Annotated in this window: 14 protein-coding genes; 5 read left to right on the top strand and 9 right to left on the bottom strand. The window is 61.3% G+C overall.

Annotation, left to right across the window (positions count from 1 at the left end):
- Positions 1–312: 312 nt before the first annotated feature.
- The 3 genes from AC3WTM_RS17535 to AC3WTM_RS17525 are packed head-to-tail and all read right to left on the bottom strand — an operon-like array spanning position 313 to position 2884.
- Positions 313–1863: a cytochrome c/ABC transporter substrate-binding protein gene (locus AC3WTM_RS17535; RefSeq protein WP_102672813.1), complete on the bottom strand. Its 1551-nt coding sequence runs from the start codon at positions 1861–1863 to the stop codon at positions 313–315.
- Positions 1860–2231 carry a thioredoxin domain-containing protein gene (locus AC3WTM_RS17530; protein WP_371918619.1) on the bottom strand — a complete coding sequence of 124 codons (372 nt, stop codon included), beginning with the start codon at positions 2229–2231 and terminating at the stop codon, positions 1860–1862. The genes AC3WTM_RS17535 and AC3WTM_RS17530 overlap by 4 nt, the downstream gene beginning before the upstream one ends.
- A complete protein-coding gene (locus AC3WTM_RS17525) occupies positions 2228–2884 on the bottom strand; it encodes an SCO family protein (protein ID WP_102672814.1) in 657 nt (218 codons plus the stop codon). Before AC3WTM_RS17525 ends, AC3WTM_RS17530 begins: the two co-directional genes overlap by 4 nt.
- On the opposite strand from AC3WTM_RS17525, the gene AC3WTM_RS17520 reads away from it, so the two are divergent.
- Positions 2883–3266 (top strand): hypothetical protein, encoded by a 384-nt coding sequence (locus AC3WTM_RS17520; RefSeq protein ID WP_158247463.1) that lies wholly within the window; start codon positions 2883–2885, stop codon positions 3264–3266. The genes AC3WTM_RS17525 and AC3WTM_RS17520 overlap by 2 nt on opposite strands.
- Before the next feature lie 91 nt (positions 3267–3357).
- On the opposite strand, the gene AC3WTM_RS17515 is transcribed toward AC3WTM_RS17520, so the two are convergent.
- Complete coding sequence (locus AC3WTM_RS17515; protein WP_102672815.1) at positions 3358–3966, bottom strand: transglycosylase SLT domain-containing protein; 609 nt, start codon at positions 3964–3966, stop codon at positions 3358–3360.
- Positions 3967–4173: 207 nt separating this feature from the next.
- Between AC3WTM_RS17515 and gspG the strand changes: the two genes are divergently transcribed.
- The 3 genes from gspG (at position 4174) to AC3WTM_RS17500 (ending at position 6516) form a co-directional block, all read left to right on the top strand.
- Positions 4174–4608 carry a type II secretion system major pseudopilin GspG gene (gene gspG / locus AC3WTM_RS17510; RefSeq protein ID WP_102672816.1) on the top strand — a complete coding sequence of 145 codons (435 nt, stop codon included), beginning with the start codon at positions 4174–4176 and terminating at the stop codon, positions 4606–4608.
- Between the two features lie 14 nt (positions 4609–4622).
- Complete coding sequence (locus AC3WTM_RS17505; RefSeq protein ID WP_102672817.1) at positions 4623–5810, top strand: type II secretion system F family protein; 1188 nt, start codon at positions 4623–4625, stop codon at positions 5808–5810.
- Positions 5811–5982: 172 nt separating this feature from the next.
- Entirely contained in the window at positions 5983–6516 is a 534-nt protein-coding gene (locus tag AC3WTM_RS17500; RefSeq protein WP_492587627.1) for a hypothetical protein, read from the top strand.
- A 150-nt stretch (positions 6517–6666) separates the two neighbouring features.
- On the opposite strand, the gene AC3WTM_RS17495 is transcribed toward AC3WTM_RS17500, so the two are convergent.
- Positions 6667–7563: a LysR family transcriptional regulator gene (locus AC3WTM_RS17495; RefSeq protein WP_102672889.1), complete on the bottom strand. Its 897-nt coding sequence runs from the start codon at positions 7561–7563 to the stop codon at positions 6667–6669.
- 145 nt (positions 7564–7708) lie between these two features.
- Here AC3WTM_RS17495 and AC3WTM_RS17490 point away from each other — a divergent pair, with 145 nt between their 5' ends.
- Positions 7709–9136, top strand: a complete 1428-nt coding sequence (locus AC3WTM_RS17490) for a mechanosensitive ion channel family protein (RefSeq protein WP_102672890.1) — start codon at positions 7709–7711, stop codon at positions 9134–9136.
- Between the two features lie 67 nt (positions 9137–9203).
- On the opposite strand, the gene ycaC is transcribed toward AC3WTM_RS17490, so the two are convergent.
- The 4 genes from ycaC to AC3WTM_RS17470 all read right to left on the bottom strand — a co-directional run bounded on the left by ycaC (position 9204) and on the right by AC3WTM_RS17470 (position 12755).
- Positions 9204–9830: an isochorismate family cysteine hydrolase YcaC gene (gene ycaC / locus AC3WTM_RS17485; RefSeq protein WP_102672891.1), complete on the bottom strand. Its 627-nt coding sequence runs from the start codon at positions 9828–9830 to the stop codon at positions 9204–9206.
- A 69-nt stretch (positions 9831–9899) separates the two neighbouring features.
- On the bottom strand, positions 9900–11738 hold the full coding sequence (locus tag AC3WTM_RS17480) for an amidohydrolase (protein WP_102672892.1): 1839 nt from the start codon (positions 11736–11738) through the stop codon (positions 9900–9902).
- Positions 11738–12346, bottom strand: a complete 609-nt coding sequence (locus tag AC3WTM_RS17475) for an antibiotic biosynthesis monooxygenase (protein WP_102672893.1) — start codon at positions 12344–12346, stop codon at positions 11738–11740. Before AC3WTM_RS17475 ends, AC3WTM_RS17480 begins: the two co-directional genes overlap by 1 nt.
- Complete coding sequence (locus AC3WTM_RS17470; RefSeq protein WP_102672894.1) at positions 12339–12755, bottom strand: DoxX family protein; 417 nt, start codon at positions 12753–12755, stop codon at positions 12339–12341. Before AC3WTM_RS17470 ends, AC3WTM_RS17475 begins: the two co-directional genes overlap by 8 nt.
- Positions 12756–12912 lie beyond the last annotated feature (157 nt).

The raw sequence follows: 12912 nt of genomic DNA, 5'->3' as shown, positions 1-12912 counted from the left end.
GTCCTGTCAGGACTAACGCACACTTCATGCCAGGCTGGGCACCGGTAATTTGAGGACTTCATGTCCTTGAATTTAAAAAACAATGCCTTTTCGTAGCGCAATTCCATCCCCCAAAAACGGGGAAAGCGACGTGATCGGCACTGGATTTTTCCCCCCACTGTTGGGGAAACCCCCTATTGATCGTCAATCCGTTCGATTCGATTGCGCGAGCGCAATGGCGCCGCCCCCTCATCCCGGTTAATCGTAGCCCTGCGGTTTCGCCAGTGGAAGCGTCTGCACCGGGCGGTATCGAGTTTCATGATCGGCCTCCGGTCAGGGCGTGGCAGCAATGGGTTTATAGGGCGCGACCAGATAGAAACGCTGGCCCGGCAGATCCACCGTGACGATATGGGCACCACTCAAGCCCAGGCGCCGGCCCGGACCAAAGCTGATCAGCGGTGTCAGCCCGGTATCGAAGTCACGCAAGCCTTCCAGGGCCCTGACCAGTTTCTCGCGACTGGCATTGCGCCCGGCCTGCTTCATGCCTTCGTTGAGCAGCATCATCGAACTGAACGCGCCCACTTGCAGCACCGCATGCTGGCCACCGAGGCCCTGGTGTTCGCGCAACTGGGTCAAAGCCAGACGCCCGGCCTGGGTCCAGTCGCTAGGCACGAACGGATAGGCCAGGAACACCCGTCGGGAAAATCCGCTGGGCACCTGCATCAGATTGCCCGCCACCTGGTTCGAGGCGGCGAACAGGTAAGGCACCTGCCCCGCCGTTTGCAAGCGCTCGGCCAGACGACTGAAACCGCTGCTGCTGCCCAGGTAAAACACCGAGCGCGACCCCAAGGGAAAATCATCCCCGGCCGGGTCATAGACTTGCAGGCTCACCTTTTGCCAGGCGTGCCCCTGCAAGTATTTGCTGAGTTCCTGCGCCGCCAGCCGTTGGCCGGGTTCGTCCGGATAGGCGATCAGTGTTGGCCCCTGAAGCACCCGCAGGCTCGTACTGGCGTAGTTGGCCAGGGCGATCAATTGCTCGCGAAGGCCCGGCAGCGGCTCGAATATCTGCGGGCTGGTGTGGAGCGTGCCCTGCAAGGACAGCGGCCCGATCAGCGGAATGCCGGCCCGTTCCAGACGCACGGCGAAGTTCAGGTCCAATGCCGGCGCCATCGGTGCGATCAGGGCAAACACCTGCTCTTCATCGATCAACCGGTCCAGCGCCTTTTCGGCACTGGCGCGGTCGGTGCCGGGGTCGAGGATGGTCAGGCGCAACTGCCGGCCATGAATTCCTCCCGCCTCGTTGATGCGCGCCACGCAGCCATTGAGCACCGCTGCCACCGTGATGCCCTCCTCACCCAAGGGGCCGGAACCCGGCAACAACGTACCCAGATGCAGACTGTCGGGAGCCAGTCCCGGAACGCGGTCTTCGGCCAGGTGCTTGAGGTACGCCGTGAGGTTGTGTTGATCGTTCATCGACAACACGAACCGTGGCATCGTCGGATCGAGCCGATTGTTGCCTGGGTCGCGCCCCTCCTGCACCGCCCGCGCCAGGGTGATTTCGCTGTAGGCCGGATAACTGCGGCCGTTGATGTGCTGCTGGCCTAGGCTGCTGGCCAGTCGCGACCAGCGCAAGTCCGGTGGCCGCACCTCGCCTTTCGGGCGCCCGAGGCCATCCTCGCCATGACAATTGGCGCACGGCAAGTGAGTGGCCGGCAGCAGCACACCCGCTGCGCCGACCCGGACCATGACCGGTTCACCGCTGGCCGAAACGCCTTCGTGGTACAACCGTTTACCGGCACTTTCACTGAGGCTCAGCGGCAGCGCCTGGGCGGAGAGCGCGATGCTGCCGAAGAGCAGCAGGCCAAGGACGAGGGCAGTATTCATGGCCGTGGCTCAGCGACCGGCCATGGGCATTTCAGCAACTGCAAGCGCTGGGCAATGGCGGCGGCCGGGGCGGCGGGACGGATTTTGCTCCAGCGCTTGTTTGCCGCGTCACCGACGATCAACCGTGTGGAGTGCTGCAAGGGGGTCGGCACGATCTGGTCGATGCGACCCCATACAAGGTCCATTTGCACCTTGTCTTCGGTAAAAAAAAACCAGTGGGGCCCATCGATGCCCTGTTTCAAGGTGCAAGCCTTGAGTACCGCTGGAGTGTTGCGCAGCGGATCACTGGTAAGGGAGATAAAGGTGCTGCCGTTCTGGTCCTGCAAGGGTGTGTCGGGGAAGCAGGTTTTCCTGTCGAAGGCGCTCATGGCTGGTGCTCCATGGCGATGGCGGTGTGCTTGGCGTGGGCGTTGCGTTCGCCTCTGAGCCTCTCGACGGCACGGGCCAGCTCCGCCGGCTCGGTGAGACCGTAGTAGCGGGTCCAGTAGCGGTTGTTGCCGTCCCCCACCAGAATCAGTGGCGAGTGGTTCTCGAAGTCACCGCTGTAGACACCCAGGCCCTTGAGGGTGGCATCGACCGCCTGCGGCGAACCGGTCAGCCAGCTCCAGCCCGGCCCTTTCTGGAAGGTGCGGGCGTAGTCGTTCAGGCGTTGGGGGTCATCACGCTGCGGGTCGATGCTGATGGACACCAATTGCACCTCGGTGCCGACCCGCGCGCCCAACTGTTTCTGCACCCTGCCCATGATCGAGGACATCACCGGGCAGACCGTGGTGCAACGAGTGTAAATGAAACCCATGACCACGATTTTGTTGCTGACCAGGTCTTTTTCCAGGTTGACGACCTTGCCGTTCTGGTCCAGCAGGGTCACGTCGGCAAATCTGATCCGGGCGTTCTCCGGGCTGGCGGTGCTGGCCGCCATGTCGTGCCCGGTGTGCTCCTCCGCCGAGTGAACCAGCGCCTGGTCGATACCCAAGGCCAACAGGCAGAACGTCAACAGGCCGCAATGCGCGAATCGTTCCATGTCAGTTTCCTCGTTAGTGGGTATCACCGGGACTGACCCGAAATCCCGGCACGACGCCGGACATGGGCTGATCCTGTCTTCAGCAACATTCCTCTTTACCGATCTGCACCTGTCTTATCCGCCCCGTTGTGGGAGCGAGCTTGCTCGCGATAGCGGACTGACAGTCGACATCGTTGGCGACTGGAAAGCAGTCATCGTGAGCAAGCTCGCTCTCACAGGGGGGGTAAGTAAATCAATCAAGGACCAAGCGTGGGATATGCCGATCATGAACTCGGGCCTCGCTGCGGGTTATCGGGGAAACACTTCTCGACAAATCGACCGGAGCAATCCGCATGCCACAAAAAAATGCGTTATTAATCAGATTGTTATGATCACCACTTGATAGGTAGGGGGGATATTCCCCACCCAATCCCCCCACTTTTTCGCCGGGGCCACTATTCCCCACTATTGGGGAATTTCCCCGGGGTGTTCGATCACAGCGGCGCATCCGCGGGCAACCCCTGCAAACGCCGATACTGGTTCAGCACACTGGGCACATAACGCTGGGTTTCGGCGAACGGAGGGACCACGTTGCCCCGGCTGAGCACCGCCTGCGGGCCGGCGTTATAGGCCGCCACGGCGAGCCGGATATCGTTGTCGAACATCGTCATCAGGCGCTTGAGATAGCGGGCGCCACCCTGGATGTTGGCCTTGGGGTCGTAGACATTGGTCACCCCCATTTCGCGGGCGGTGGCGGGCATCAATTGCATCAGCCCGCGAGCGCCCTTGGGTGAGGTGGCGCGGGCGTTGTAGCTCGATTCGGTCTTGATCACTGCGTGCAGCAGCGCCGCTGGCAGTTCGTTGGCCGTGGCCGCCGCCGCCACCAGCTCGGCATAGGGTTGCGCGGCGATCATCTGCGGTTGCTGATCGAGGCTGACCACCGGCGCATCGGGCTCGCGAATCACCCGTTCATAGTGGCGTCCGGGGCGGTGGACATTGGACAGGACGTAGCTGCCGTTGGCGTCCACGGAAACAAACACATCGGCCTGTGCGGCGCTGGCCAACACAAGGAAACCCAGCAATCCGGCGGTGAGTGTCTTCATTGTTATACCTCCCCTTTCCGGCCCCGAAAATTGGGGGTATTGCCCCAATGGCCAGTCGTGCACCAGCCATACGCAAGCACTGTGCCGTAAGCGAGAAGGCCCGTAGCAAAGGGGTCGCGCAAGGGTCAGCAATCGTGAGCATGGCAATTGCATGCAGTTACGTAGCAACTACATGGCAACTCTGCTGCCGACTGTTATGAGGTCATCATGAATCAGCGACTGTGTTATGCCCGGCGAACCCAAGGCGGGTTCACCTTGCTCGAACTGTTGGTGGTGCTGGTGGTTCTAGGGCTGTTGGCCGGCATCGTGGCGCCGAAGTATTTCGCCCAACTGGGCCGCTCCGAAGTGAAAGTGGCCAAGGCGCAGATAGAAGGCTTGAGCAAGGCACTGGACCTTTACCGTCTGGAGGTTGGCCATTACCCGTCCACCGAACAGGGTTTGCAGGCGCTGGTCACCGCCCCCGCCGACGAACCGCGCTGGACCGGCCCGTACCTGCAGAAAAAACTCCCGCAAGACCCCTGGGGCCGCAACTACGCCTATCGCTATCCTGGTGAAAACAGCGAGTACGACCTGTTGTCCATGGGCAAGGACGGGCAGCCCGGTGGCGAAGGCGAGAACGCCGAAGTCACCAACTGGAACTGACGGGAATGGCGACCATGCGCTTTCATCTCAAGGCCGTCGGCAAGGCCGGTGTGGTCTCGATGACCGTCGAGGCACCGGGGCATAGCGAAGCCAGGCGCCTCGCCGAAGACCAGGGCCTGCGGGTGGTCAGCCTGCACGCCGAGCGCCATTGGCGCGCATTGCGCCTGCACAAGCGCGAGACGTTCAACCTGGTGTTGTTCAGCCAGGAACTGACCACTTTGCTCAACGCCGGCCTGCCGTTGATCGATGCCCTGGAAAGCCTGGCGGAAAAGGAAAACGCATCACAGGCCCGCAAGACCTTGAACGAGTTGGTCCGCCTGCTTTACGAGGGCAAATCGTTTTCCCAGGCCCTGAGCCAGCTGTCGGCGGTTTTCCCACCGTTGTACGTGGCGCTGGTGCAGTCCAGTGAAAAGACCGGCGCCGTGGGCGATGCCCTGGGCCGTTATGTCAGCTATCGCCAACGCATGGACGAGGTTCGCCAGAAGATCATCAGCGCGTCGATCTACCCCTTGCTGTTGCTGGTGGTGGGCGGTGGCGTGGTTTTGTTTTTGATGGGGTATGTCGTGCCGCGCTTCAGCCTGGTGTTTGAAGGACTGGGGTCGAACCTGCCCTGGATGTCGCAGGTCCTGATGAGCAGCGGCATGTTCCTGCACACCCACCAAGGTGAATTCTTCGGTGGCTTGTTGGCCATCATCGTCGCCCTCACCCTGCTCCAGCGCCAGCCGGCCTTTCGTCGGGGGCTGGACCGCCTGATCGAAAAACTCCCTGCGGTGCACCAGCGCATCTTCATGTATGAACTGGCGCGCTTCTATCGTTCACTGGGGATTCTGCTGCAAGGCGGCATTCCCTTGGTCACCGCCATGGGCATGGTCCGGGGCCTGCTCAGCGTCGCCTCCCGCACGCGCCTGGACCAGGCCTGCGACCGGGTGCGCGAGGGGCAATCGCTCTCTGTCGCGCTGGAACTCAATCACCTGGTGACCCCCGTGTCCCTGCGCCTGCTGCGAGCCGGCGAACAGTCCGGCAACCTCGGGCAGATGATGGAGCGCAGCGCCGACTTCTACGACGAAGAAATCAGCCGCTGGATCGAATGGTTCGTGCGGCTGTTCGAACCCTTGCTCATGACCTTCATCGGTCTGTTGATCGGGGTGATCGTAATCCTGATGTACATCCCGATTTTCGAGCTGGCCTCGAGCATTCACTGACTCTTTGAAACTGACCCTTTGGACGCGGGTCCAGCTGAACGCTGCAATCTTTTTCAATGTTCCCACCGAATAAATCGGTGCGCTGAACTGTTCATCAAGTTCCCATGGGGAAAAATCAGCACATTGCACTGTTCATGAAGGTTCCAATCTGAATTAAAGGACGGAGAACGACATGCTCATCAATAAGCTTTTACTGGCAGTAGCTATTGGCGCGGTTCTGTCGGCGTCTACCGTATTGATTCCGGACAGTCTGTCTGGAGTTTCCAGTGCTCAAGCCAAGGATGGGGGCAGTGGTGGCGGTGGTGGTGGTGGCAGTGGTGGTGGCGGCAGTGGTGGTGGCGGCGGCAGTCACGGCGGCGGTAGCGGTAGCGGTGGTGGCGGTGGCAGTCACGGCGGCGGTAGCGGCGGTAGCGGTGGTGGTGGCGGCAGTGGCAGTCACGGTGGAAGCGGCAGTGGTGGCAACAGCGGCAGCGGCCACAGTGGCGACCATGGCAGCAACAGTGGCCATGGCAGTGCCAACAGCGGTTCGAGCCACTCCGGATCGGTCTCGTCCTCAGGACGCAGCGGCACCCATGATGAACCCGGGGACGACCATGGCGTTCATGCCAATGGCGAGCCCGGCGATGACCGTGGTGTCCATGCCAATGGCGAGCCTGGGGATGACCGCGGTGTCCATGCCGAGCCCGGTGATGACAAAAGGAGCTGATTCCCACTGATTCCCACACAACACAAAACCCTGTGGGAGCGAGCTTGCTCGCGATGGCGGAGTGTCAGACGACTTCAATGTTGGATGACACGACGCCATCGCGAGCAAGCTCGCTCCCACAGGTTTGTTTGAGTCGGACACTGCGCATTTCTACAAGCCACCTTCAACCCGATCCAGCCGTTCGCGCAAGAACTCAACCAGCGCCTGTACCGGCCGCGAACTCTGCCGGTGTTGCGGATAGACCGCCGACAACGTCAGCGGCTCCGGCCGAAAATCCTCCAGCACTTCCACCAGCCGTCCATCCTTCAACGCCGTGTCGACAATGAACGTCGGCAAATACGTGACCCCCAGCCCGGCAATCGCCGCGTCCTTGAGCAATTCACCGTTGTTGACCCGCATCCGCCCGCTGACATTGACGCTCAAGGGCTTGCCCTGCCCTGCAAACCGCCATTGCACCTGTCGACCATGGCCGTACGGCAGGCAGTCGTGACCGTGCAAATCTTCAGGCTTGAGCGGTGTGCCGCGTTCGGTCAGGTACGCCGGGCTTGCGCAGTACACCCGCTCAATGGAGGCAATGCGTCGGGCGATCAGTGTCGAGTCTTCCAGTGTGCCGATGCGCAGCGCCAGGTCGTAGCCCTCACCGAGCAAATCCACGGGACGATCGCTCAAATCCATCTCCACCGTCACGTCGCGATAGCGCTGCAAAAACACCGGCAACAGGCAGCCCAGATGCGCCAGCGCGAACGACAGCGGCGCACTCACACGAATGGTCCCCCGTGGCTCGGTGGTCTGGCCGGCGATGCCCTGCTCCACTTGTTCGACTTCGCTGAGCAGGCGCAAGGCTGACTCGTAATAGCTCTGCCCCAGCGGCGTGACATCCAGGCGCCGGGTCGAACGATTGAGCAAGCGCACGCCCAGGCGCTCTTCGAGTTGCATCAAGCGGCGGCTGACAAACTGCTTGGACAGCCCCAGTTGATCGGCGGCAGCCGTGAAGCTGCCGGAGTCCATCACCTGGCAAAAAATACGCATATCTTCAAAGGGGTTCATTGTCACTTCCCGGTTGACAGTCAAACACGTTATAGCCGCTTTTTCCCTTCCTGACACACCATTAATCTTCGTTCACCGCACTGAAATCACCTTCCCCGAAGGATCTGCAATCTGTTTGCCGCAAGCATTTAAATGGAGTTTCCCCATGTCCTTTCTCCTCGGTCACCTGCTCTCACTGAGCACCCTGCTGCTGGTCATCGACGCCCTGCTCTGGCACCTCGCGCCATTCAAGCATCGCGTCAGCCGGGTCGGTGTGCGCCTGGCGCTGTTTGTGCTGTTCAGCGCAGTGCTCATCAACGCTGGCGTCAGCCCATTGCAGGCGCCGTTGTTTGCCGATGATCGCGTGGCACAACTGGGGGCCACGGCACTGGGGATTCTCTGGTGGCTGTACGCCGCGCGGGTGCTGACCGAAGTGATCGGCCTGGCCTTGATGCGGCGCATCGGCCATAGCGGCCGGCTGTTGCAGGATGTCATCGGTGCACTGGTGTTCCTGATTGCCGTGGTGGCCGCCGCCGGCTACGTGCTGGAGTTGCCGGTAAAAGGTTTGCTGGCGACATCCGGCGTCGTCGCAATCGTGGTGGGTCTGGCATTGCAGAGCACCTTGAGCGACGTGTTCTCCGGCATCGTGCTCAATACCACCAAGCCGTATCAGGTCGATGACCGGGTTTCCATCGACGGTATTGAAGGCAAGGTGCTGGACATCGACTGGCGCGCCACCCACCTGCTGACCAGCGCAGGCAGCACCGCTGTGGTGCCGAACTCGGTGGCGGCCAAGGCAAAGATCGTCAATCTCAGCCGCCCGTTCAATATGCACGGCGTGTCGATCAGCATTCAGGTGCCCAACCACATCCGCCCGCGCCGGGTCCTCGATGCCCTGGACCGCACCCTTCAGGGCAGTAGCAGTCTGCTGCTTGATCCGGCGCCGAAAGCCGTGCTCAAGGAGGCAGGCGAAACCATGTCCGAATACGTGGCCAGCGGCTTCATCGCCGAACTGGGCAAAAAGGGTGAAGTGCGCAATCAACTGTTCGACCTGGCCCATCGGCATCTCGAAGCGGCAGGCATTTCCCGGCAACCCGATGGCGTGATCGAACCGTCGACCCGCGCACGGGCTTTGCTCGATGAAGTGAAAGTATTCCGCTCCCTGAGCGCCGAGGAACGGGATCACCTGGCCCAGAACATGGTGGCGCAGCAATACGCGGCCGGTGAGGTGGTGCTGGATCTGGATGAAGTACCGGACAGCCTGTTCGTCATCGCCACCGGCGTGGTCAGCGCCACCGTCCCCAACGGCAGCACGCAGATCGAAGCCGGGCGCATGGGGCCGAGTGAAGTCATGGGCGAACAAAGCATCCTCGCCGACACGCCGTCACAGGCACGGTTCACCGCCATGACCTCAAGCATCATCTACCGCCTGGACAAATCACTGACCCGCAACTGCATGGCGCAACGACGGGAAGTCGACAGGGCGTTGAACAAGCTGCAGGCGGTGCGCCAGCAGAACAGCCGAATGGCGTTGATGGCCAAACCGGTAACGGTCAGGAAAGGTGGGTTTTTGGGGTGGTTGCAAAATCGTTGATCAACGGTTCACACAAAACCTTGTAGGAGCGAGCTTGCTCGCTCCTACAGGTCAGGTCGTTCAGGTGTTATTGGGCAGTAAACTTGGTGTAGCTGTTGATCAGGTTGCGATAGTTCGGCAGGCGTTCGGACAGCAGGTTGGCCAGGCCTTCCATGTCGTTGCGCCAGTCGCCTTGCAGCTCGCAGGCCACCGAGAACCAGTTCAGCAGTTGTGCACCGGCGGCCGACATGCGCGCCCAGGCCGCTTGTTGCACGGTGGTGTTGAAGGTGCCCGAAGCGTCGGTCACCACAAACACCTCAAAGCCTTCGGCAATGGCTGACAGTGTCGGGAACGCCACGCACACGTCGGTCACCACACCGGCAATGATCAGTTGCTTGCGACCGGTGGCCTTGATCGCCTTGACGAAGTCTTCGTTGTCCCAGGCGTTGATCTGGCCCGGCCGTGCAATGAATGGCGCGTCCGGGAACTGCGCCTTGAGCTCCGGCACGATCGGACCGTTCGGACCGCTGTCGAAACTGGTGGTGAGGATGGTCGGCAGTTTGAAGAACTTGGCGATGTCGCCCAGCGCCAGCACGTTGTTCTTGAACTCGTTGGGCGAGAAATCCTGTACCAGCGAGATCAGACCGGTCTGGTGGTCGACCAGCAATACCACAGCATCGTCTTTGTTCAGGCGTTTATACGGAACGTTGCTCATTGGAAACTCCTTGGTAGATGGTTGTTGCAGTCAGCGCCGGCCCAACAGGCCGGTGCTTTTTAAAAAGAGTCAGAAGGCAAAACACGAGCAGCCAAAAGCCCCCCAGAAACCGGCGAAATCGCTGACCGGCGCGTTCGACAGCCGCGCCCGTTCATGGCTGTGGGAATGTACCGCGCACGGGCCGCTGCAATGGTGAACCAGGGCCTGCATCGGTGAAGTCGGGCGCCAGTGGCCCGGCACCTTCACCACCGGCGACCAGTCCGGCAACACCGGCACGCTGGCCGGCCCGAGCTTCTCGAAGTCACCGGCGCCGTACACCACCTTGCCGCCGACCACGGTCAACACCGACTCGATCCACTTGATCGCCTCTTCATCGACGCTGAAAAAATCCGCACTGAGGGCCGCGACGTCAGCCAGTTGCCCGACCTTGATCTGGCCCTTCTTGCCTTGCTCCGACGAGAACCAGGCGCTGCCGTGGGTGAACAGTTCCAGCGCCGTCAGGCGTGAAAGGCCTTCGGCGTGCAATTCCATACCTCCGACGGTGCGACCGCTGACCATCCAGTACAACGAGGTCCACGGGTTGTAGCTCGACACCCGGGTAGCGTCGGTACCGGCACCCACCGGTACGCCTTCGGCCAGCATGCGTTTGATCGGTGGCGTGGCTTCGGCCGCTTTCGCGCCGTAACGCTCGACGAAATATTCACCCTGGAACGCCATGCGATCCTGAATCGCGATGCCGCCGCCCAGCGCCCGCACCCGCTCGATGTTCTGCGGGGTGATGGTTTCGGCGTGGTCGAAAAACCATGGCAAGCCGTTGAACGGAATGTCGCGATTCACCTTCTCGAACACATCGAGCATGCGGCTGATGGATTCGTTGTAGGTGGCGTGCAAACGGAACGGCCAGCGTTGCTCGACCAGATGGCGCACCACTGGCTCCAGTTCGGCTTCCATGGTTTGCGGCAGGTCCGGGCGCGGTTCGAGGAAGTCTTCGAAGTCCGCCGCCGAGAACACCAGCATTTCCCCGGCGCCGTTGTGCCGCAGGAAATCGTCGCCCTGGTGCAGCTTCACGCTGCCGGTCCAGTTCTTGAAGTCGGTCAACTCTTCCTTGGGCTTTTGGGTGAACAGGTTGTAGGCGATGCGCACCGTCAGTTGCTCGTCCTTCGCCAACTGCTCGATCACTTGGTAATCGTCCGGGTAATTCTGGAAACCGCCGCCGGCATCAATGGCACTGGTCAGGCCCAGGCGATTGAGTTCGCGCATGAACTGACGGGTCGAGTTGACCTGATACTCCAGCGGCAGCTTCGGCCCCTTGGCCAGGGTCGAGTACAGAATCATCGCGTTGGGCCGCGCCACCAGCATGCCGGTCGGTTCGCCATTGGCGTCACGCACGATCTCGCCACCCGGCGGGTTCGGCGTGTCGCGGGTGTACCCGGCGACGCGTAACGCGGCGCGGTTGAGCAAGGCACGGTCGTACAGGTGCAGCACGAAAACCGGCGTGTCTGGCGCCGCCTGATTGAGCTCCGCCAGAGTCGGCATACGCTTTTCAGCGAACTGGAATTCGTTCCAGCCACCAACCACCCGCACCCACTGCGGGGTCGGCGTGCGGTCGGCCTGCTCCTTGAGCATGCGTAAGGCATCGGCCAGCGACGGCACACCCTCCCAACGCAGTTCCAGGTTGTAGTTCAAGCCGCCACGGATCAAGTGCAAGTGTGAGTCGTTGAGCCCGGGGATCACGCAACGCCCCTTGAGGTCGATCACCTGGGTGTTCGAGCCCCGCAGGGCCATGGCTTCGGCATCGTTGCCGACCACGACAAAACGCCCGTCGCTGATCGCCACGGCGCTGGCGAGCGGTTTTTCGCGGTCAACGGTATGGAATTGACCATTGAACAGAATCAGATCGGCGCTCATCACGGTTCCTCGTGCAATGTGGCGGGAGACAGCCAGGGCGCGAACAGACGCGTCGCCATGGGCATGAAGATGTAAACCACCGACAGCACGATGGTCAGGGTGATCAGAAACGTGGCCACCACGTAATTGGAGAGCAAGGCGTTGAGCCTCAACAACGGCCCCCATAGCAGCGGCACCAGCAAGGTGTGCGGCAGGATCACCAGCAACGTCACCACGGCCTGCTTCCAGCGCGGCGGTGGCGTACTGGCCTCGGCTTGGGGCGAGAACCAGAACTCGTTGACCGGATTGACTTCGGTCTGGTCGCCATCGGCCAGCATCGGCACGGCTTCATCGACCAGTTCCTGGCGTTGCGGTGAATCGAGCCAGCGCTGCATCGCCTCGGTCGAACAAAAGCGCAGCACGCAGGTGTAGGTGTCGAGGCCGGCATTCTTGCCACGCACCACATCCACGCCCAAGTGCCCAACGTTCTGTGCGGCCACCTTGACGATGTTGCGCAGCCAGGCGGCATAAGGCACTTCGAAACCGGCCTTGACCCGATGCTTGACGATCAGAGTCACCACCTCATCAGGCCCCGGACTTGCCGGCTCACGGCGATTGGATTCAGACATAACGCAAGGCTCCGGCGAAACGGATATTGAGTGCCAGGCGTCCCGGCCCGGCGATGAAAATGCTGGTAAACACAATCAATAACAGCCAGCCGAACTGGCCTTCGAAGAGTGTCCACTGCGGATGCACGATCAACATCGACACCCACAGCACAAACAGAATAGGCAAACACGCCAGACGCGCCAGCAACCCGGCGGCGATCAGCAGCGGGCACACGACCTCGGCGAAAATCGCCAGCATCAGCGTCAGATTCGTGCCCAGGTGGAAAGGGTCTTCGATGCTTTGCAGCTCGGCACTGTAGTGAAGCAGCTTGGGCAAGCCATGTACCCACAACAGGAACAACCCGCCGCTGACCCGCAGGAACAGCAGCCCCCAGTCTTGCGCCCGATCATCACTTCGCGAAGTGTCCATGGCCTACCCGCACAAATGAAAAACCACCGGCGTCGATGCGCCGGGACAGGATTCGATAGTGCCGGGGTGGAGGAAGGAAAAATTGAATGTACGTGCTCTGTTTGCGGGAAGACCGAGATCGACCAAACGACATGGAACCCTGTGGGAGCGAGCAGCA

Source organism: Pseudomonas sp. EU05-FHT14B02, from assembly GCF_058791055.1.
The sequence above is the reverse complement of the archived record's forward strand: the minus strand, read 5'-3'. Positions and strand labels throughout refer to the sequence as shown.

Excerpts from the sequence above, each read along its gene's own strand:
- AC3WTM_RS17535 (WP_102672813.1), bottom strand. The coding sequence starts at position 1,863 with ATGAATACTGCCCTCGTCCTTGGCCTGCTGCTCTTCGGCAGCATCGCG.
- AC3WTM_RS17525 (WP_102672814.1), bottom strand. The coding sequence starts at position 2,884 with ATGGAACGATTCGCGCATTGCGGCCTGTTGACGTTCTGCCTGTTGGCC.
- AC3WTM_RS17500 (WP_492587627.1), top strand. The coding sequence starts at position 5,983 with ATGCTCATCAATAAGCTTTTACTGGCAGTAGCTATTGGCGCGGTTCTG.
- AC3WTM_RS17480 (WP_102672892.1), bottom strand. The coding sequence starts at position 11,738 with ATGAGCGCCGATCTGATTCTGTTCAATGGTCAATTCCATACCGTTGAC.
- AC3WTM_RS17520 (WP_158247463.1), top strand. The coding sequence starts at position 2,883 with ATGTCAGTTTCCTCGTTAGTGGGTATCACCGGGACTGACCCGAAATCC.
- AC3WTM_RS17490 (WP_102672890.1), top strand. The coding sequence starts at position 7,709 with ATGTCCTTTCTCCTCGGTCACCTGCTCTCACTGAGCACCCTGCTGCTG.
- AC3WTM_RS17515 (WP_102672815.1), bottom strand. The coding sequence starts at position 3,966 with ATGAAGACACTCACCGCCGGATTGCTGGGTTTCCTTGTGTTGGCCAGC.
- AC3WTM_RS17470 (WP_102672894.1), bottom strand. The coding sequence starts at position 12,755 with ATGGACACTTCGCGAAGTGATGATCGGGCGCAAGACTGGGGGCTGCTG.
- AC3WTM_RS17505 (WP_102672817.1), top strand. The coding sequence starts at position 4,623 with ATGCGCTTTCATCTCAAGGCCGTCGGCAAGGCCGGTGTGGTCTCGATG.
- AC3WTM_RS17475 (WP_102672893.1), bottom strand. The coding sequence starts at position 12,346 with ATGTCTGAATCCAATCGCCGTGAGCCGGCAAGTCCGGGGCCTGATGAG.
- gspG (WP_102672816.1), top strand. The coding sequence starts at position 4,174 with ATGAATCAGCGACTGTGTTATGCCCGGCGAACCCAAGGCGGGTTCACC.
- AC3WTM_RS17530 (WP_371918619.1), bottom strand. The coding sequence starts at position 2,231 with ATGAGCGCCTTCGACAGGAAAACCTGCTTCCCCGACACACCCTTGCAG.
- AC3WTM_RS17495 (WP_102672889.1), bottom strand. The coding sequence starts at position 7,563 with ATGAACCCCTTTGAAGATATGCGTATTTTTTGCCAGGTGATGGACTCC.
- ycaC (WP_102672891.1), bottom strand. The coding sequence starts at position 9,830 with ATGAGCAACGTTCCGTATAAACGCCTGAACAAAGACGATGCTGTGGTA.